The 19164-nt window shown below is 75.6% G+C and carries 19 protein-coding genes; 7 read left to right on the forward strand and 12 right to left on the reverse strand.

What is annotated here, in order from left to right:
• The first annotated feature begins 89 nt into the window (after positions 1–89).
• The 3 genes from AC07VC_RS10130 to rsmI are packed head-to-tail and all read left to right on the forward strand — an operon-like array spanning position 90 to position 1741.
• Positions 90–617 (forward strand): SRPBCC family protein, encoded by a 528-nt coding sequence (locus tag AC07VC_RS10130; RefSeq protein ID WP_494676446.1) that lies wholly within the window; start codon positions 90–92, stop codon positions 615–617.
• Between the two features lie 3 nt (positions 618–620).
• Positions 621–929 (forward strand): hypothetical protein, encoded by a 309-nt coding sequence (locus AC07VC_RS10135; protein ID WP_494676445.1) that lies wholly within the window; start codon positions 621–623, stop codon positions 927–929.
• The gene (gene rsmI / locus AC07VC_RS10140) at positions 926–1741 is read left to right on the forward strand and encodes a 16S rRNA (cytidine(1402)-2'-O)-methyltransferase (RefSeq protein ID WP_317229381.1); all 816 of its coding nucleotides are present in this window, start codon (positions 926–928) and stop codon (positions 1739–1741) included. The genes AC07VC_RS10135 and rsmI overlap by 4 nt, the downstream gene beginning before the upstream one ends.
• Positions 1742–1775: 34 nt before the next feature.
• Here rsmI and AC07VC_RS10145 read toward each other — a convergent pair whose 3' ends face one another.
• The gene (locus AC07VC_RS10145; RefSeq protein WP_494676444.1) at positions 1776–2336 is read right to left on the reverse strand and encodes a CGNR zinc finger domain-containing protein; all 561 of its coding nucleotides are present in this window, start codon (positions 2334–2336) and stop codon (positions 1776–1778) included.
• Between the two features lie 73 nt (positions 2337–2409).
• Between AC07VC_RS10145 and AC07VC_RS10150 the strand changes: the two genes are divergently transcribed.
• Positions 2410–3414, forward strand: coding sequence for an EamA family transporter (locus tag AC07VC_RS10150; RefSeq protein ID WP_494676443.1), 1005 nt, complete (start codon positions 2410–2412; stop codon positions 3412–3414).
• On the opposite strand, the gene AC07VC_RS10155 is transcribed toward AC07VC_RS10150, so the two are convergent.
• The gene (locus tag AC07VC_RS10155; protein ID WP_494676442.1) at positions 3400–4503 is read right to left on the reverse strand and encodes an FUSC family protein; all 1104 of its coding nucleotides are present in this window, start codon (positions 4501–4503) and stop codon (positions 3400–3402) included. The two genes, AC07VC_RS10150 and AC07VC_RS10155, sit on opposite strands and share 15 nt — an antisense overlap.
• A 9-nt stretch (positions 4504–4512) precedes the next feature.
• Complete coding sequence (locus AC07VC_RS10160) at positions 4513–5457, reverse strand: GNAT family N-acetyltransferase (RefSeq protein WP_494676441.1); 945 nt, start codon at positions 5455–5457, stop codon at positions 4513–4515.
• A gap of 101 nt (positions 5458–5558) precedes the next feature.
• On the opposite strand from AC07VC_RS10160, the gene AC07VC_RS10165 reads away from it, so the two are divergent.
• Positions 5559–7109: an MmgE/PrpD family protein gene (locus AC07VC_RS10165; RefSeq protein ID WP_494676440.1), complete on the forward strand. Its 1551-nt coding sequence runs from the start codon at positions 5559–5561 to the stop codon at positions 7107–7109.
• Positions 7109–8023 (forward strand): methylisocitrate lyase, encoded by a 915-nt coding sequence (gene prpB, locus AC07VC_RS10170; protein ID WP_494676439.1) that lies wholly within the window; start codon positions 7109–7111, stop codon positions 8021–8023. The genes AC07VC_RS10165 and prpB overlap by 1 nt, the downstream gene beginning before the upstream one ends.
• Positions 8024–8065: 42 nt before the next feature.
• On the opposite strand, the gene AC07VC_RS10175 is transcribed toward prpB, so the two are convergent.
• The 4 genes from AC07VC_RS10175 to AC07VC_RS10190 form a co-directional block, all read right to left on the reverse strand.
• A complete protein-coding gene (locus tag AC07VC_RS10175) occupies positions 8066–10645 on the reverse strand; it encodes a polynucleotide kinase-phosphatase (RefSeq protein WP_494676438.1) in 2580 nt (859 codons plus the stop codon).
• Positions 10642–12045: a 3' terminal RNA ribose 2'-O-methyltransferase Hen1 gene (locus tag AC07VC_RS10180; RefSeq protein ID WP_494676437.1), complete on the reverse strand. Its 1404-nt coding sequence runs from the start codon at positions 12043–12045 to the stop codon at positions 10642–10644. The genes AC07VC_RS10175 and AC07VC_RS10180 overlap by 4 nt, the downstream gene beginning before the upstream one ends.
• 71 nt (positions 12046–12116) lie before the next feature.
• On the reverse strand, positions 12117–12662 hold the full coding sequence (locus tag AC07VC_RS10185; protein WP_494676436.1) for a GNAT family N-acetyltransferase: 546 nt from the start codon (positions 12660–12662) through the stop codon (positions 12117–12119).
• 22 nt (positions 12663–12684) lie between these two features.
• On the reverse strand, positions 12685–13257 hold the full coding sequence (locus AC07VC_RS10190) for a TetR/AcrR family transcriptional regulator (RefSeq protein WP_494676435.1): 573 nt from the start codon (positions 13255–13257) through the stop codon (positions 12685–12687).
• 45 nt (positions 13258–13302) lie between these two features.
• Between AC07VC_RS10190 and AC07VC_RS10195 the strand changes: the two genes are divergently transcribed.
• Positions 13303–14346 carry an NAD(P)-dependent alcohol dehydrogenase gene (locus tag AC07VC_RS10195; protein ID WP_494676434.1) on the forward strand — a complete coding sequence of 348 codons (1044 nt, stop codon included), beginning with the start codon at positions 13303–13305 and terminating at the stop codon, positions 14344–14346.
• 24 nt (positions 14347–14370) lie between these two features.
• Here the strand turns inward: AC07VC_RS10195 and AC07VC_RS10200 are convergent, their stop codons facing one another.
• From AC07VC_RS10200 to AC07VC_RS10220, 5 genes are all read right to left on the reverse strand, one after another.
• The gene (locus AC07VC_RS10200) at positions 14371–14955 is read right to left on the reverse strand and encodes an NAD(P)H-dependent oxidoreductase (RefSeq protein WP_494676433.1); all 585 of its coding nucleotides are present in this window, start codon (positions 14953–14955) and stop codon (positions 14371–14373) included.
• Positions 14956–15011: 56 nt separating this feature from the next.
• Entirely contained in the window at positions 15012–15671 is a 660-nt protein-coding gene (locus AC07VC_RS10205; RefSeq protein ID WP_494676432.1) for a response regulator, read from the reverse strand.
• Positions 15668–16918, reverse strand: coding sequence for a sensor histidine kinase (locus AC07VC_RS10210; RefSeq protein ID WP_494676431.1), 1251 nt, complete (start codon positions 16916–16918; stop codon positions 15668–15670). The genes AC07VC_RS10205 and AC07VC_RS10210 overlap by 4 nt, the downstream gene beginning before the upstream one ends.
• A 10-nt stretch (positions 16919–16928) precedes the next feature.
• Entirely contained in the window at positions 16929–17618 is a 690-nt protein-coding gene (locus AC07VC_RS10215; RefSeq protein ID WP_494676430.1) for a DUF998 domain-containing protein, read from the reverse strand.
• A gap of 96 nt (positions 17619–17714) precedes the next feature.
• Positions 17715–19154 carry a dihydrolipoyl dehydrogenase family protein gene (locus AC07VC_RS10220; RefSeq protein WP_494676429.1) on the reverse strand — a complete coding sequence of 480 codons (1440 nt, stop codon included), beginning with the start codon at positions 19152–19154 and terminating at the stop codon, positions 17715–17717.
• Between the last annotated feature and the right edge of the window lie 10 nt (positions 19155–19164).

Here is a 19164-nt window from a genome sequence, read left to right on the forward strand (position 1 = left end):
GGATGCCGGAGCCCGGAGCGGCGTCGCGGCCGGGTGGACGCGGGGGCGCGGGGAGGCCGCCGCGCCGACGCGCGTGCCAGCATGGGGCCGTGCCCGTCGTCGAGTCCCGCCGCATCGTCCCCGTCGCGCCCGAGGTCGCGTTCGCCGTCTCCCAGACGCAGGGCGCCGTCCGGAAGCGGTGGGATCCGTTCATCGCCCACCAGCACCTCATGGGCGGCGCGACCGAGCCGGCGAAGGGCGTCCGCACGTTCACGGTCTCGCGCCTGGGGCTCAGCATGGTGAGCGAGTACGTCTCGCACCAGCCGCCCACGAACGTCGGCATGCGCATGACCCAGGGGTCGTGGTTCTTCGCCCGCATGGGCGGCGGCTGGCGCTTCGCGGCCGCCGAGGGCGAGCCGGGCCGCACGCTCGCGACCTGGCGCTACAACTTCGCCTGCCGGCCCGCCTGGCTCGCGCCGGTCGCCGAGCGGATCGGCGCGTGGATCCTGCAGCGCGACATGGACCGGCGCATCGACGGGTTCGCGCGCGGGTGCGCCGACCCGGTGGTGCTCGCCGCCGTCGGTGCGGATGCGCCCGCCGCGGACGCGCCCGCCGCGGACGCGCCCGCCGCGGGCTGACGCGTGTTCCTGCGGCGGGAGCGGCGGTGGCCGGACACCTGGGGCCTCATCGCCCTCGGCGTCGTGCTGTGCGCGGTCTCGATGCTCGGTCTCACGGGCGCGTTCGGGGAGATCCGGAGCGGCGGAAAGCTGGACACCGTCGTGCTGTTCGGCGTGCCCCTGGGGCTCCTCGCGATCGGGGCCGGCATCGTGAACGGGCTCCGCGGCCGGAGCGGCCCCGGAGGCCCCGGGATCGACGACCCCGCGGTCGAGGGCGACGCCGAGGCGACCGGCCGGGATCGCCCCGCCCCGGATGGGATGATCGAGCGGTGATCATCCTCGGCGCGACCCCCATCGGCAACCTGGGCGACGCGTCGCGGCGGCTCGTGGAGGCGCTCGGCTCCGCCACCGTCGTCGCCGCGGAGGACACCCGCACGACCATCCGCCTGCTCGGCGCGCTCGGCGTCGAGAACCGGCCGCGCCTCATCGCGCTGCACGACCACAACGAGCAGGAGCGCTCCGCCGACCTCGTCGAGCTCGCGCGCGAGACCGACGTGCTCGTGCTCTCGGACGCCGGCATGCCGGCCATCTCCGACCCCGGCTTCCACCTCGTGGAGGCCGCGGCCGCGGCGGGCGTCCGCGTGACCGCGCTGCCCGGGCCGAGCGCCGTGATCACCGCGCTCGCCGTCTCCGGCCTCCCCACCGACCGCTTCGCGTTCGAGGGCTTCCTGCCGCGGAAGGGCGGCGACCGCCGCCGCGTGCTCCGCGAGCTGGTGCGCGAGCGCCGCACGATGGTGTTCTTCGAGTCGCCGAACCGGCTGCACGCGTCGCTCGAGGACGTCGTCGCCGAGTGGGGCCCCGACCGCCGGCTGGTCGTCTGCCGCGAGCTCACGAAGCTGTACGAGGAGGTGCGCCGCGGCACCGCCGCCGAGCTCGCCGCCTGGGCGGCCGAGGGCGTGCGCGGGGAGATCGTGGTGGTCGCGGAGGGGGCCGCGGCCCTCGAGGTCGACCTCGCCACGGGCGTCGCGCAGGTGCTGGAGCTCGTGGCCGACGGCGCCCGCCTCAAGGACGCCGCGGGCACCATCGCGGAGGCGACCGGCCTCGGCAAGCGCGACCTGTACCAGGCGGCGCTGCAGGCCCGGTGATCCCGGCGGCCCCGGCCGCCGCGGGCGTCGTCGCCTAGCCGGTCGGATCCTGCGCGCGGCGCTCGCGGAACGCCACCATGTTCATGCGGTTGCCGCAGCGCACGCTGCAGAACCGCTTCGAGCCGTTGCGCGACAGGTCGACGAGCACGCCGTCGCAGTCGTCGGCGGCGCACACCCGGAGGCGGTCGGTCGCGTCGGAGCGCACCACGTCGACGAGCGCCATCGCGGCCTCCACGAGCACGCGGTCGGCGAGCGGGGCGTCGTCGGGCGTCGCGTGCAGGTGCCAGTCGAGGGCGTCGTGCCGGACGAGCCGGGGGGAGGCCCGGTGGCGGGCGAGCAGCTCGTTGACGGGGTCCACCATGGCGTCGCGGTCGAGGGTCCAGATGGCGCGCAGCCGGGCGCGGGCGTCGTGCACCTCGCGGAGCTCGCGCTCATCGCGGTCGAAGCGGCCGGAGAAGCCGTTGCGGGTCATCAGGTCGGCGAGCTGTTCCGGGGTGGCCAGCAGGTCGAGCCCGGTCCGGGTGGCGCGCGGGGCCGTGTTGAGGATGACGGCGTCGAACGTGAGCACGTCCTCCGTGTCAGAGGCGAAAAGCAATTTGACTCCTTATCCACGACGAGTCTAGCGTCAGGAGCGTAGGCCGCATGGCCCCTGACGAGACGAGTGCACCATGGAACGCCGCCACCTCACCACCGGACTGGTCCTCGCGGTCGTGGCCGCCGCGTCCTTCGGGCTGTCGGGCGCCTTCGTGAAGCCGCTGCTCGCCGCCGGATGGAGCCCGGTCGCCGCCGTGACGCTGCGGGCGCTCATCGGCGGGCTGATCCTCGCCCCCGTCGCGCTCGTCCAGCTGCGCGGCGACCTGCGGCCCGTGCTGCGGGCGTGGCGCCGCGTGCTCGGCATGGCGCTCGTGGGCGTCGCGGGCGCGCAGGTCATGTACTTCGCGGCCATCGAGCGGATCCCGGTCGGCACGGCCATCCTCATCGAGTTCATGGCGCCGCTGCTCCTCGTCGCGGTCGCGTGGGTCGTGAGCCGGCGGCGGCCCGCGCTGCCGGTGCTCCTCGGATCCGTCGCGGCCGCCGGCGGGCTCGCGCTCGTGGTGTCGCCCTCCGGCGGCGGGGCGCTGGATCCCGTCGGGCTCCTCTTCGCCGTCGGCGCGATGGTCGGCTGCGCGGGCTACTTCGCCATCGCGGCCCGCGGCGCGGACGGGCTGCCCCCTGTGGCGCTCGCCGCAGCGGGCCTGCTCGTCGCGGCGGTGCTGCTGGCGCTCGTGGGCGTGACCGGGATCCTGCCCTTCACCGGATCCGTCGCCGACGTCGTGATGCTCGGCAGCGTCGTCCCGTGGTGGGTGCCGATGCTCGTGGTCGGCGTCGTCGCGACGGCGCTCGCCTACGGGGCGGGGATCACCGCGGGCGGCATGCTCGGATCCCGCCTCGCGTCGTTCACGGGCCTCCTCGAGGTGGCGGCGGCCGGCGCCTGGGCGTGGCTGCTGCTCGGCGAGGCGCTCACGGCGCTCCAGCTGGTCGGCGGGCTGCTCATCGTGGCGGGCATCGTCGCGGTGCGCTTCGACGCGCGGGTGGAGGCGCTGCCCGGCGGCGGGGAGACCGGGACCGCGGCGGCCGCGGTCGCGGGGGCCGGGTCGGCGGCCGGATCCGGGCCCGCGCTAGGGAGCCGGTGACTCCGCCGCGTCCACGGGCTCGAGGTGCCGCAGCACGCGCTTGAGGTGCATCGCGGTGAGCACCCCGGGGCCCATCGCGCGGCCGAGCTCCTGCGACCGGCGGTCCACCGCCTCCACGAGCAGGCGCACCCGCCGGGCGGCCTCGCCCATCGCGCGGTGCCGCTCGGGGGAGTCCGGGTCGTCGAGGTCGAGCACGTCGGCCACCGCGTGGCAGGCGTCGCGGACGGGAGCGGCGACGTCGCGGTCCAGGGCGGACGCCCCGCGCTGCTGCCAGATGGTGTCGGCGAGCGCCGCGGAGACGTCGCGCACGTGCCAGACGATCTGGTCCATCGCCTCGAGCCGGGCGTGGTCGATGCGCACGTCCCGTTTGTTCACGAGCGCCCGCGGGTTGCCCTTCCGGCTCTCGTCGGCCTCCCGCAGGTCGGCGCGCACGGCCCGCGCGGTGTCGGCGAGGCCCTCGCTCGCGCGGATCCAGTCGGCGTGCGCGGGCGGGGCCTCGGACTCCACCGCGTCGCCGACCTCCCGGAGGCGCTGGGCGACCTCGTGCTGGAAGGCGCTGATGCGGGCGCTCGCCGCCCCGCTCGACAGCCGGGGGACGACGAGCACGTTGACGAGGAGCCCGGTCACGACGCCCACGGCCATCTGCGCGACGTAGCCGAGCGAGTACTGGTCGGCGTCCTGCCCGCCGATGATGAGCACGAACAGCGCCGCCATCGGCACGTACTCGCGGCCGGCGCCGAACCAGCCGGAGCCCGAGAGGATCACGCCGATGCCGACGATCACGGGGATCGACCACCACGACGGGCCCGTGGTCATGATGACCCCGGTCGCGAGCAGGATCCCCGCGGCGAGCCCCAGGAGCGTCTGCAGCCCCGTCCGCGCCGATCCCATGAGCGTCGGGTACATGCTCACCAGCGCGCCGAGCGGCGCGTAGTAGGGGTACTCGCTCGCGACGCCGGGCACGTAGGGCGCCACGGCCCAGGCGATGCCGACCGCGAGCGCGGTCTTCGCGGCGAGGATGAGGCGGCCGGGGGAGGTGGCCGCGCGCCACGCGGCGACGACGGCGTCCCGGACGCGATGGGTGACCATGTCCCGAGGCTATCGACGCGGGGAGGGCACGACCGGGCCGGCGGTCGTGCCGCGACCGGGCGCCACGAGCCACGCGTCCACCGGGTCCTCGCGCTCCACCCGGAAGCCGGCCCGCTCGTACAGCCGCCGGGCCGGGCTGCCCTGCAGCACGTCGAGGCGGAACGGCCGACCGTCGTCGTGCCGGTCCATGAGGTCGGCGAGCACCTCGCCGCCGATGCCGCGGCCCTGCGCGGCGGGATCCAGGTAGAGGTGCTCCACCCACCACGCGTCCGGCTCCTCGCGGCAGGCCACCAGTCCCGCGTCGCGGCCGTCCACCCGGATGACGGAGGTGCGCTCGGCGGCCCATCCGTCGAGGAGGCGGCGCCGGACCCGCATCGGATCGAAGCGCCCGAGCCGCTCGAGGTCGGGGCGGAGCACGACGGCGCGGAGCTCGGCCATCCAGCCGGCGTCGTCGGGGAGCGCGGGGCGGAGGATCCAGCGGGGGAGGGGTCCCGCCGCCCGCCGGAGGTCCCGCTCCATGCAGACGCTCGTCGGATCGGCCGCGTACGGGCCGAAGCGGGGCACGTGCCGGTAGCCGGCGCGCTCGTAGAGGGCGATCGCGGCGGTCTGCGGGAGGCCCGTCTCGAGCCGCATGAGCGTCGCACCCGCGTCCCGGGCGGAGGCCTCCGCCGCCGCGAGGAGCGCCCGCCCGACGCCGAGGCCACGCGCGGCGTCGGTGACGAACACCCGCTTCAGCTCCGCGGACCCGTCGCCGCCGTCCACGACCGCCGCCGTGCCGAGCGCGCGGCCGTCGTCGCGCGCCACGAGGAGGACCACGCCCGGACGCTCCAGCGCGGCGACGTCGAGCGAGTGGTAGCTCTCCGCGGGGTACAGCGCGAGCGCGTACTCGTCGGCCTGCCGCAGCAGCGGCAGCACGTCGTCGCGGCGGGGGGACTCCGGGGAGACGGTGAGCACACGCCAGCGTAGGACGCCCCCGGCGGTGGATACGCTGGACCGGTGCCGCGCGGACGAGGTCACGAGCCCTCCGCGTCCGGCGCCCGACCGTGAGGAACAGCATGCAGATCCACCGCGTCCGCGTCCACCGCAGCGACGAGGCCCTGCCTCCCGGGGAGCAGCTGGCGGGGCGCATCGCCGCCGTCGCCGCGGATCCCGTCGAGGTCGACGCCGACGTCACCGAGATGATCGTGAACCGCATCATCGACAACGCCGCCGTGGCGACCGCGTCGCTCACCCGCGCGCCCGTCGTCGCGTCCCGCGCGCAGGCCCTCGCGCACGGACCGTCCACGGGCGGTGCCGGCGCGACGGTCGTGGGAGCGGATCCCGCCACCCGCGTCAGCGCCGAGTGGGCCGCGTGGGCCAACGGCGTGGCCGTGCGCGAGCTCGACTACCACGACACGTTCCTCGCCGCGGAGTACTCGCACCCGGGCGACAACATCCCGCCGATCCTCGCCGCCGCGCAGCACGCCGCCGCGGCCGGCCGTCCCGACGGACGCCCGATCACCGGCGCGGACGTCGTGCGCGGCATAGCGACCGGCTACGAGATCCAGGTGGACCTCGTGAAGGCCATCAGCCTGCACGCGCACAAGATCGACCACGTCGCGCACCTCGGCCCGTCGGCCGCCGCCGGCATCGGCACGCTCCTCGGCCTCGACGCGGAGACGGTGTTCCAGGCCGTCGGCCAGGCCCTGCACACCACCACCGCGACCCGGCAGTCCCGCAAGGGCGCCATCAGCACCTGGAAGGCGCACGCGCCCGCCTTCGCCGGGAAGATGGCCGTCGAGGCGATCGACCGCGCCATGCGCGGGCAGACCAGCCCCACCCCCATCTACGAGGGCGAGGACGGCGTGATCGCGTGGCTCCTCGACGGCCCCGGCGCCGGCTACGACGTGCCGCTGCCCGGGCCCGGCGAGGCCAAGCGGGCGATCCTCGACACGTACACGAAGGAGCACTCGGCGGAGTACCAGGCGCAGGCGTGGATCGACCTCGCCCGTCGCCTGCACCACGCGCACCCGGTGCTCGCCGACGCGGACGCCGTCGACCGCGTCCTCATCCACTCCTCGCACCACACCCACGTGGTCATCGGATCCGGCGCCAACGACCCGCAGAAGTACGACCCGCGGGCCAGTCGCGAGACCCTCGACCACTCGATCCCGTACATCTTCACCGTCGCCCTGCAGGACGGCGCCTGGCATCACGTCGACTCGTACGCGCCCGAGCGCGCCGGCCGCCCCGACACGGTCGACCTGTGGCGCCGCGTCACGACCACGGAGGACCCCGAGTGGACGCGCCGCTACCACTCCATGGACCCGGCGGAGAAGGCGTTCGGCGGCCGCGTCGAGATCCGCCTGACGGACGGCTCGACCATCGTCGACGAGATCGCCGTCGCCGACGCGCACCCGCTCGGCGCCCGCCCGTTCGCGCGCGCCGACTACGTCGCCAAGCTCCGCACCCTCGCCGACGGGGTGCTCGAGGAGGCCGAGGTCGAGCGCTTCCTGGCGCTCGTCGAGCGCCTGCCGGAGCTCGCCGCCGACGAGCTCGCCGGCCTCACCGTCACCGCCCGACCCGGCCTCCTCGAGCGCGCCGGCTCCCCGAAGGGACTCCTCTAGTGCTGCACTCCGCCCTCACCGCCGCCGCCAAGCGCCGCGCGTTCCGCGAGCGGCTCGCCTCGGGTGAGCTGATCCGCATGCCCGGCGCGTTCAACCCGCTCTCGGCCCGGCTCATCCAGGACAAGGGCATGGACGGGGTCTACATCTCGGGCGCCGTGCTCTCCGCCGACCTCGGGCTCCCGGACATCGGGCTCACCACCCTCACCGAGGTCGCCGGGCGCTCGCAGCAGATCGCGCGCGTCACCGACCTGCCGTGCCTCGTCGACGCGGACACGGGGTTCGGCGAGCCGATGAACGTGGCCCGCACCGTGCAGATGCTCGAGGACGCGGGCGTCGCGGGCCTCCACATCGAGGACCAGGTGAACCCGAAGCGCTGCGGCCACCTCGACGGCAAGCAGGTGGTCGACGAGTCGACCGCGCTGAAGCGGATCCGCGCCGCGGTGGACGCCCGCCGCGACCCCGACCTGCTGATCATGGCCCGCACCGACGTGCGCGGCGTCGACGGCATGGACGCCGCCATCGACCGCGCCCGCGCGCTGGTCGACGCGGGCGCCGACGCGATCTTCCCCGAGGCGATGGCCGACCTCGCCGAGTTCGCGGCTATGCGCGCCGCGGTGGACGTGCCGATCCTCGCCAACATGACCGAGTTCGGGAAGAGCGAGCTGTTCACCACCTCCCAGCTGCGGGACGTGGGCGTCGACATCGTCATCTACCCCGTGTCGCTGCTGCGCCTCGCGATGGGCGCCGCCGAGCGCGGCCTCGACGCGATCCTCGAGGAGGGCACGCTCGCCGGGAGGGTGCCCGAGATGCAGACCCGCGCGCGCCTCTACGAGCTGCTCGACTACGCGGGCTACAGCGCCTTCGACGAGGACGTCTTCACCTTCACGCTGGAGGGGAACCGCGGCGGGGCGTGATGCCCGGCGGTCGCGTCCGTCGATGGGCGCGACCAGCCGGCGTCACAGCCGCGGGTCCACCGGCTCGGACTCCATCGCCAGCACGCCGAAGACCGCCTGGTGCACGCGCCATGTCGGCTCGCCCGCGACGAACCGCTCGACGGCCTCGATCCCGAGCGCGTACTCGCGCAGCGCCATCGACCGCTTGCGGCCGACGTCGCGGTCGCGCAGGCGGCGGAGGTTCGCGGGCTCCGTGTAGTCGGGGCCGTAGACGATGCGCAGGTACTCGCGGCCGCGCACCTTGATGCCGGGCTGCGCGAGCGACTTCCGGCCGCGGACGAGGCCCGCGGTCGGCTTCACGACCATGCCCTCGCCGCCCGCGGCCGTCAGGTCCTCCCACCAGCGCGTCGCGGCCGCCTCGGACTCGGGGGACCCGAGGTCCACGGAGACGGAGCGGGTCGGGATGACGAGCCCCGGATCCGCGGCGGCCAGCCGGTCCGCGAGCTCCAGGTGCCAGGCGTGGTCGCGCTCGACGTGCGTGGCGCCCTCGGTGGCGAGGAGCTGGAACGGCGCGAGCCGCACGTCCTCGAGGCCCGTGCACGGCGCCGCGTGGCGGCGGTAGGCGGCGACGTACGCCTCCGCATCCGCGGCCCGGGCGCGCGTCCGGTCCAGGAGGTCGGCCACGTCGACGCCGGCGGCCGCGGCTCGCTCCAGGGTGCGGACGGCGGCGGGCAGCGCGGCCGTCGCGGCGGCGCCGACGGACGCGTACTGCTCCCGGATCAGCGGTCCCGCCTTCATCGACCACGGCAGCAGCTCCGCGTCGAGCAGGATCCACGACGTGTCCAGCTCCGCCCAGAGCCCCGCCGCCTCGACCGCCGCGTCCAGCCGGGCGAGGAGCGCGTCGGTCTCGCCGGCCTCGAGGAACGGACGGCCCATGCGCGTGTGCACGACGCCGCGCCAGCCCTCGGGCGCGCCGAACCGCGCCGCGTCCCGGGTCAGGAGCACGACCGCGCGGGACCCCATGTGCTTCTCCTCGCAGACCACCCGCTCGAGCCCGTCGCGGCGGTACGCCTCGAACGCCTCGGCCGGGTGCTCGAGCACGTCGTCGCGCGCGGACGTCGCCGGCGGGCTCATCGTCGGCGGCAGGTAGACGAGGTGCCGCGGGTCGATGGCGAAGCGGCTCATGGTCTCGAGCGCGCCGGCGGCGGCGTCCTCGCGGATCCCGATGCGGCCCGCTGCCCGCGTCTCCACGATCTGCTTGCCCAGGACGTCGTCGATGCGGAGGAGGCCCGGGTCCCGCAGGGGGACGGCGGGTGCGCTGGCCGACCGGTCCAGCGGCGCGACCGGCTCGTACCAGACGCGCTCGGCGGGCACGGAGACGACCTCGCGCTCCGGCCAGCGGAGGGCGCTCAGCTTCCCGCCGAAGACGCACCCGGTGTCGAGGCACATCGTGCCGTTGACCCACTCGGCCTCCAGGGTCGGCACGTGCCCGTAGAGCACGGTCGCGGATCCGCGGTAGTCGGCGGCCCACGGCAGGCGCACGGGCAGGCCGTACTCGTCGGTCTCGCCCGTGGTGTCGCCGTAGAGCGCGAACGACCGCACGCGTCCGGACGCCCTCCCGTGGTACGCCTCGATGAGGCCGGCGTGCGCCACCACGAGGTCGCCGCCGTCGAGCACGAGGTGCGAGACGAGCTCCCGGCAGAAGCGCTCCACGTCGATGCGGAAGGCCTCGTCCTCCTCCGCGAGCTGGGCCAGCGACTCGCCCAGGCCGTGCGCGACGGTCACCTTCTTTCCCTGCAGCGCCCGCACGAGCTTGGCCTCGTGGTTGCCGGGGACGGCGAGCGCGTGGCCGGCGCGCACCATCCCCATCGCGAGCCGGAGCACGCCCGGGGTGTCGGGCCCCCGGTCCACGAGGTCGCCGAGGAACACGGCGCGGCGGCCCTCGGGGTGCTCGGCGTCGACCGGCCGGCCGCGCTCATCGCGCCGGATGGCGTAGCCGAGCTGCTGGAGCAGCGTCTCGAGCTCGGCGCGGCAGCCGTGCACGTCGCCGATCGCGTCGAACGGGCCGCGCTCGGAGCGGCGGTCGTTGAGCAGCGGCTCGACGGTGAACCGCGCGGCGGCGACCTCCTCGACGCCGCGCAGCACGTGCACCTTCCGGAAGCCCTCGCGGCCGAGGCCCTTCAGCGACCGCTGGAGCTGATCATGCTGGCGCTTCACGACGGACGCGCCGAAGTCCCGGTCGGTGCGGGCCGCGTTCCGCTCCACGCAGACGCCCACGGGCACGTCGAGCACGATCGCGACGGGCAGGACGTCGTGGTCGCGCGCGAGCTGCACGAGCGAGCGGCGCGACTCGGCCTGCACGTTCGTGGCGTCGATCACGGTGAGCAGCCCCGCCCGCAGCCGCTGGGACGCGACGTGCCGGAGCGCCTCGAAGGCGGCCGGGGTCGCGCTCTGGTCGTTCTCGTCGTTCGAGACGAGTCCGCGGAACACGTCGCTCGAGAGGACCTCGTAGGGGCCGAAGTGCGTGCGGGCGAAGGTGGACTTGCCGGATCCGCTCGCGCCGACCAGGAGCACGAGCGACATGCGGGGGAGGGGCAGGGCGGGCGCGGCCTCGGGCGTCAGGGCGGCGGGTGCGTCGGTCATCGGGAGACGGCCTTCCGGAAGAGGGCGAGCTGGGTGGGGGACCCGTGGGAGGGGTCGGCGTCGCCGACGGGCCGCATCTCCACGTGGTAGCCGTACCGGTCGGCGACGCGGGCCGCCCACGCGGCGAACTCGGCACGGGTCCACTCGAAGCGGTGGTCGGGGTGCCGGAGCGCGCCGGCGTCGAGACCCGGGTAGAGCGCGTTGTGCTCCGCGTTCGGCGTCGTCACGACGACGGTGCCCGGGGCGGCGGATCCGAAGACCGACGACTCGAGGGCGCCGTGCCGGTCGGGGTCCACGTGCTCGATGACCTCCATCAGCACGATCGCGTCGAGACCGGCGATGCGCGGGTCCTCGTAGGTCGCCGAGGACTGCAGCAGAGCGACCCGCTCGCGCACCCGGTCGCTCGCGTCCCGCAGGCCGAGGCGCCGGGCCGCCGCCTCCAGGTCGCGGACGCTGACGTCCGTGCCGACGAGCCGCGTGAACGCCGGGTCGGGCACCAGGTGCGCGAGCAGCGCGCCCGAGCCGCAGCCCACGTCGGCGACCGTGCGGGCGCCCACCTCGGTCAGCACCCCGTGCACCGTCTCCGCGCGCAGGCGGGCGAGCGACGGGGAGCGCGGCGCGGCCGGCGCGGATGCCGTGCCCACGGTGCCCGGCTCCGCCGTCCGCCCCTCGTCGAGGAGCGCGTCGGCCTCGCCCACGAGGTCGCGCTGGTGCGCGAGGTAGCGGCGGGTGATCAGGTCGCGGGCCGGGTGCTCCGCGAGCCAGCCCTCGCCCGCGCGCAGCAGCTTGCCGACCTCGTCGTCCGAGACCCAGTAGTGCTTGCCGTCGTCGAGCACGGGCAGGAGCACGTAGAGGTGGCGGAGCGCGTCGGCGAGCCGGACGTCGCCCGTCAGCACGAGGTCGACGTAGGCGGAGTCGCCCCAGGCGGGGAAGGCGGGATCCAGCGGCACCGGCTGGACGTCGACCTGCCAGCCGAGCGGGGCGAACAGCTCGCGCACGAGCTCGACGCCGCCGCGGGCGGGAAGCGCGGCGACCGTGACCGTGAGCGGCAGCGTGCCGGCGGCGAGCTCCGGGAAGGACTCGCTGCGCCCGCCCATGGCCGTGCGGAAGACCTGCCCGATGGCGACGGCGAGCATCGACGAGGACGCATAGGGCCGGTCGTTGACGTAGTGGGTGATGCTGAGGGCGCCCGCGCTGCGGAACCGCGCGTCGCGGACGAGCGCGATCGGGTCCACCTCCAGCAGCAGCGCCACCGTGCAGCGGTCGTCGGAGACCTCGGGGTAGAGCACGTGCGCCGTGCCCACGGGCAGGTCGAACGACTGCGCCTTGCCGGGGTGCTTGCGCAGCAGGTGGCTGAGGTCCGATGCGGAGGGCGCCGTGGAGGTGAGGGTGATGAGCACGACGGTCTCCCTGCTGGCGTATGCGACCCGGTGCGGAGGCCTCGGCCCACCGTAGCGAGCCGTGCCGCCCCTCAGAGGCGGACGACGCGGTACGTCTCGTCGACCGCGAACCCCGCGCGGGCGTAGAGGGGGATCGCGCGGGTGCTGGAGTGCACGCGCACGTAGCGGCAGCCGGCGTCACGCGCGACGTCGAGCAGCGCCCCGAGGAGGCGCGCGCCCGTGCCCGAGCCGCGGAGCGCGGGCAGCACGTACACCGACTGGACGTCCCCGGCGACGCGGCTGAGGTCGTCGGGCGTCGGCGGCCGGTCCGTGAGGGCGATCCAGGCCATGCCCACGATCCCGCCGCCGGCCTCCGCGACGAGGCACCGGTGCGTGGCGGCGTGCGCCTCGGCGAAGGCGACGGTCGCGGCGGCGTATCCGGCGAGGTCCGTGGCGGGCTCCGTGCCCGTCTCGTCGACGCTCCAGCGCCAGCGCAGCTCGGCGACGCGCGGGAGGTCCGAGGGGCGCGCGGGGCGGATGGCGACGGCGGGCCGATCGGGACGCCTCGGATCCCCGGCGTCCTCGGCGGTGGCGGCGTCGTCCGGTCGGTCGCGGGGCGCATCGGCGGGAGCGGTCATGGACCGAACCTACGGGCCGCGGTCAGCCGCCGCAGAGCCCGGCGCGCACGGTCTCCGCGAGCGCCCGACGGCGTCGCGCGTGCACCGCGTCCGGCTCGTCGGCGGTCGCCACCGTCGTGATCGAGATCTGCGCCCAGCTCGCGGCCGTCGCGATGAGCAGGCTCCACACGTCGTCGGGGTCGAGGTCCGCGCGGATCCGGCCCGCGGCCTGGGCGGCGACGATGTCGCGGCGATGGCCCGCGTCGTGCTCCTCGAGGCCGGGGTAGAGGTAGCCGGCCGGCTCGCGCTCGAGGCGCTTCCACAGCACGAGGCGGGCGAGCGCGGGATCGGCCAGGTAGTCGTCGTACAGCAGCGCCGCGTAGCCGGGCAGGTCGTCGGCGGTGAAGGGCACGCGGTCGCCGTTCGCGATCACGTGCTCCGCGAAGACCGCGTCGAACAGGCGGTCCTTCGCCCCGAAGTGCGCGTAGAGCATGGGCTTGCTCATGCCGGAGGCGGCGGCGATGCGGTCGACGCGCGCTCCGGCGATGCCCCGTGCGGCGAACTCCTCCGTGGCGGCGTCGAGGATGCGCTGGCGGGTGCGGTCGGCCGTCGTCATGCCCTCGACCCTATAGATCTACCAACCAGTAGGTAGGGTGGGGGCATGCGCACCACAGCCCTCCTCTCCCCGGCCTCCGGCCAGCCCCTCCGTCCGACGCCGATCGACCGCCGCGCCCTCCGCTCGGACGACGTCGACGTGCGCGTCACCCACGTCGGCGTCTGCCACTCCGACCTGCACGCCCTCGACCACCCGGGCCGCGGCGAGGCGCTCGTCCCCGGCCACGAGTTCGTCGGCGAGGTGGTCGCGGTCGGACCCGCCGTCACGGCCTTCGCGCCCGGCGACCCCGTCGCGGTGGGCAACATCGTCGACTCCTGCGGCGCCTGCCGCATGTGCCGGGCGGGGCACGAGAACATGTGCGTCGAGTTCCCGACGCTCACCTATGGCGGCCGCGACCGGGTCGACGGGTCCTCCACGCTCGGCGGGTACTCGGGCCGGTACGTCGTCCGGGAGTCCTTCGTCTACCACCGGCCCGCGGCGCTGGACCCCGCCGCCGTCGCCCCGCTCATGTGCGCGGGCGTCACCGTGTGGGAGCCGATGCGCGCCGCCGGGGTCGGCCCCGGCACGCGCCTCGGCGTCGTCGGGCTCGGCGGGCTCGGGCACCTCGCCGTGCGGCTCGGCCGGGCGCTCGGCGCCGAGGTCACCGTGTTCACCACGACGGCGGCCAAGGCGGCCGACGCGGAGAGGCTGGGCGCGAGCCGCACCGTGGTCTCGACCGATGCCGCCGCGATGGCCGGGGCGGACCGGAGCCTCGACCTCGTGCTCGACACGGTCTCCGTGGCCCACGACCTCGCGCCCTACCTCCGCGCGCTCGACCTCGACGGCACGCTCTGCGTGCTCGGCCACCTCGGCCCGCTGTCCGTGCAGGCGATGGACCTCCTGACGGGCCGCCGGAAGCTGACGTCCTCCGGCAGCGCCGGGCGGCCCGCGACCCGGGACCTGCTCGACTTCTGCGGGGAGCACGGCATCACGGCGGACGTGGAGGTGCTGCCCGCCGCCGCCGTGGAGACCGCGTTCGCCCGCCTCCGCCGGAACGACGTGCGCTACCGCTTCGTGCTCGACATGGAGGGGATCGACGCCGCGATCTGACCGGATCCCCACGCCGCCCCGACGTCAGTCGATCGCGGCGACCACCTCCGCGACGGCTCGCTCCACCTCGGCACCCGTCGCGTCGCGGTCGCCCGACTCGGAGTCGTGGACGAACGCGGTCGCGCCCCGCCGGGCACCGCAGTAGTCGAGGATCCCGTGGCCCACCTGCGTCTCGAACGCCGACAGGTAGCCGTGCCGCGCGAACGACGCGCGGCTCGTGCCGGACACGGGGACCAGGTGCACGGTGAGCCGCTGGAGCCGCTCCTCGATGCGCCCCTCGTCGTCGATCCCGAAGGCCCAGCCGGCGATGAAGGTGCGGTCGATCCAGCCCTTCAGCAGCGCGGGCATGGACCACCACCACACGGGGAAGACGAGCACGACGAGATCCACGGCGTCGAGCCGCGCCTGCTCGGCGAGGACGTCCGCGGGGGCGGCGGCGTCACCGGAATAGGCGCGCCGGTCGGCCATGCCGAACACCGGGTCGAAGCCCTCCTGCGCGAGGTGCGCGAGCGTCGTGCGGTCGGCCCCGAGCGCGTCGGCGAGCCGGCGGGCGACGTGATGGGTGAGGGAGTCGGGATCGGGGTGGGCCGTGACGATGAGCGCGGTCATGCGTCCATCCGACCATGCCGCGAGCCCCGCGAGCCCCGCGAGCCCCGCGAGCCCGCTCAGACGAGCCCGCGCTCGTAGGCGAGGATCACCGCGTGCACGCGGTCCCGCAGCTGCAGCTTCTGCAGGATCCGCCCCACGTGCGTCTTAACGGTCGACTCCGACACCACGAGCCGGTCCGCGATCTCCGGGTTGCTGAGCCCGCGCGCCATCGCCACCAGCACCTCGTGCTCTCGCTCCGTGAGCTCCTGGAGCCGATCCGGCGCCTCCGCCGAGGTGCGCGGGAGCCGCGGCGCGAAGAGGTCGAGCATCGCGCGGGTCACGCGCGGCGCCACGATGGCGTTCCCGGCGGCGATCGCGCGGATCGCGGCGGTCAGCTCCGCGCGCGGCGTGTTCTTGAGCAGGAAGCCGCTGGCGCCCGCGCGGAGCCCCGCGAAGGCGAGCTCGTCCGCGTCGAAGGTCGTGAGGATCAGGACGCGGCTGGCCGGGCTCTCGCGCACGATGCGCCGGGTCGCCTCGATGCCATCCATGCCGGGCATGCGCACGTCCATCACGACCACGTCGGGGGAGCGGTCCGCGGTCATGGCGACGGCCTCGCCGCCGGACGCCGCCTCGCCCACCACCTGCAGGCCGGGCTCGGCGTCGAGCACCATGTGCATGCCGCGGCGGAACAGCTCCTGGTCGTCGACGAGCAGCAGTCGGATCCCGTCGGCGGTCACGCGTCGTCCCCTGCCTGCGGGAGGCGGACGTGCACGCGCCAGCCGCCGTCGTCCCCGGGCCCGGCCTCGACGGATCCCCCGTACAGGTGCGCGCGCTCGCGCATGCCCACGAGGCCGCGGCCCGAGCCGACCGACGGGGCAGGCCGGGACCGCGCGCGGCCGTCGTCGACGACGCTGATCACGGCACCCGCCCCGGAGAGGTCGAGGCGCACGAGCACGCGGCGGGGAGCGTCGGCGTAGCGGAGCGCGTTCGTCAGCGCCTCCTGCACCACGCGGTGGATGACCGTCTGCACGCCGGCCGACGTGCGCGACGCGCCGACCCGCTCGAGCACGACGGGCAGCCCCGCGGATCGGAAGGTCTCGATCATCGCGGGCAGGTCGTCGAGGCCCGGCTGCGGTGCGAGGCCCGCGTCGCCGGGATCGTCGCCCGCGTCGTCGCGCAGGACGCCGAGCAGCCGCCGCATGTCCGTCATCGACCGACGGCCGACGGTGCCGATCTCGCGCACGGCGTCGTCGGCGCGCTCCCGGTCGACGGCCGCGAGCGCCTCCGCGCCGTCGGCGAGCGAGACCATGACGGACAGGCTGTGGGCCACGACGTCGTGCATCTCGCGCGCGATCCGCGCCCGTTCGGCCGACGCCGCCAGGAGCGCCTGCTGGTCGCGTTCCCGGGTCAGCCGCTCCGCGCGGTCCACGAGCGCGTCGACGTACCGGCGCCGGGTGCCCGCCCCGGCTCCCGCGACGGTCGCGACGAGCGTGATCAGGAGGAACAGCGGGTTGACGAGGGCCGGGGCGCCGGGTCCGCCGGAGAGGGAGGCGACGCCCGCGACGGCGACGCCCGTCGCCGCGGCGATCGTGTAGCCGACCCATCCGCTGCTAGGCGAGCGGTACGCGGCCAGCGCGTAGAGGGCGAGGGCGGCGCCGATGGGGCTGAGGCCGGAGGAGTCGAGCAGGGCGATGGCGGCGGTCGCGCCCAGCACGACGCCGAAGGACGTGGCCGGTCGGCGGCGCCGGAGGAGCAGGGCGGCGGACGCGACGACGAGCACCAGGACGAGGAGCGCCGAGAGCCCGGGGTCGCGGCCCTCCCCGGTCGCCAGCTGCACGCTGAACAGGCCGAACAGCTCGATGACCGCGTGGGCGCCCGCGACCAGGGCGTCGACGGTGCGGGGACGGGTCCGGCGGAAGCGCGTCCACCGTCCGGGGACGCGGAGCGGCGCCGGTGACGCGAAGGAGTCCACCGCGACGGGCATGGCTCCCACCCTACGCAGCCACGCGGGAGCCGCAGCGCGACCCGGATGCCCGCGTCGGCATCGCGTGCCGCCGAGCCATCGCGATCCCGAGCATCGCCAGCCACAGCAGGGCGACGGTGGTCGCGACCAGCTCGAGGGCGCCGCCGACGTCGGTCGCGGTCCGGGCGAGGGAGAGGAGGCCGCCCGCCCCCGCGACGAGCGCCACGACGACGCCCGAGGTCGACGACAGGATTCGCACGCCGCGGTCCCCGTCCGCGAACGCCGCCTGCAGCATCCCGACGCAGGCGGAGGCGAAGGCGAGCACCGCGGCGACCGTGTGCACGAGGTCCTGCCAGGTGAAGGAGGACCCGACGGGCAGCGGGCACCCGGCGGTGCACGGCACCTGCGACGCCACGAAGAACAGCGCCGCCGCCACCCCGATGCTGGTGGACGCCGTCCACGCGCGCAGCACCGGCACCGACGCCCGCAGGCCACGCGTCGCCCACGCGACGCATCCGCCGCCCGCGACCACGAGCAGGAGCGCCGCGCGGAACCAGCCCGCGCTAGGCTCTCCGTCCGCGCCCAGCTCGCTCACGTAGAGCGCGCGGTCGACGGTGAGGCGGGCGGCCCAGATCAGGGCGAGGCCGGCGGCCGTGAGGGCGGTCCCGAGGAGCGCCGCATCGGCTCGTGAGGGGGTGCGAGTCGTGGTGTCGGAGGTCATGATCCGACGCTACGAACGGGCCTCGGATCCGGCGTCGGCCCGCGGGAGGGACCCGGGCCCGGCGTCGTACCCCGGTACGACGCCGCCGGCCGCGCGTCAGTCGAGCTCGCCCGCCCGGTCCGCCTCCTGCAGCAGGCGGCGGGCCGCGATGCCGATGATCGCGCTGTACGTCGGGTACGCGAACCGCACGTGCGCGAGGGTCGCGACGTCGACGCCGGCCGCCATCGCGGTCGTCACCGACTGGATCACCTCGACGGCGTTCTCGCCCACGGCGTGCGCCCCGAGGATCAGCTCGCGGCGACGGTCGGCGATGAGCAGCAGGAAGCCGGCCTCGCGGTCGTCGATGACGGCGCGGTCGACCTCCGAGAACGGCACCCGGGCGACGACGCATGCGCCGTCGCGCTCGCGCGCCTCCGCCTGCGTGAGCCCGACGCCCGCGTAGTCCGGGTCGGTGAACCCGCCCGCGGGGAGCAGCTGCAGCGGGATGCGCCGGTTGACGCCCAGCACCGCGTTCTCGGCGGCCGCCTCGCCCTCGGACTGCGCGGCCTGCACGAGCATGTCCTTCCCGTTCGCGTCGCCCACCGCCAGGATGTGCGGCACGCGCGTGCGCAGGTAGCGGTCCACGGGGATCGCCGATCGGGTGACCTCGACGCCCGCGGCCTCGAGCCCCAGGTCCTCGACGTCGGCCGGCCAGCCGGTGGCCATGATCACGGCGTCGAAGCTGGAGGACTGCGGCCGGTCGCCCGCGCGCCAGAGCAGCGTGAGGGAGCCGTCGCCCGAGCGCGTGATGCCCGTCACGGTGTCGATGCCCACGTGCACGCGCACGCCCTGCGCGCGGAACGCGTCGGACACGGCCTCGGAGACCGCCTCGTCGGAGGCCGTGAGCACGCGCGGCGCGACGTCGAGCAGCGTGACCTCCGCGCCGAACGAGCGGAAGACGGTGACGAGCTGCGCGCCCGTGTTGCCGGCGCCGATGACGGCGAGGCGGCGGGGGATCTCCGGCAGCGCGAGCACGTCCTCGGGCACGGTCGCGAGCTCCGCGCCCGGCACCGGCAGGCGGCGCGAGTGGCCGCCGACGCACACGATCACGGATCCCGCGGTGATGCGCCGCCCGCTGTCGAGCACGAGCGTGCGGTCGTCGACGAAGCGCGCGCGGCCCTCGTGGACGAGCGTCACGCCCGCCTCCCGGAACCGCTCGGCCTCGCGCTTGAGCGAGCGCACCCGGTCGACCTGCTCGTGCACGCGCGCGACGATCGACGGCCAGTGCGGCGTGGGCTCGCCCACGCCGATCCCGCTCTCGCCCGCGGAGCGCACCTCCCGCACGAGCCGCGCGGTCTTCGCGAGCACGCGCGTGGGCACGCACCCCGTGTTGACGCAGGTGCCGCCGACGCGGCCGGCCTCCAGCACCACGACGGACGCGCCCAGCTCGGCCGCGCGGAGGGCTGCGGCGGTGCCGGCGGGCCCCGCCCCGATCACGGCGACGTCGTAGTGCGCCGGGGCATCGGCGGGATCGGCGTGGTCGGTGCTCTCGGGCATGGCGTCCTCA

The sequence above is a fragment of the Clavibacter sp. GW821-FHT01D01 genome, assembly GCF_059422605.1.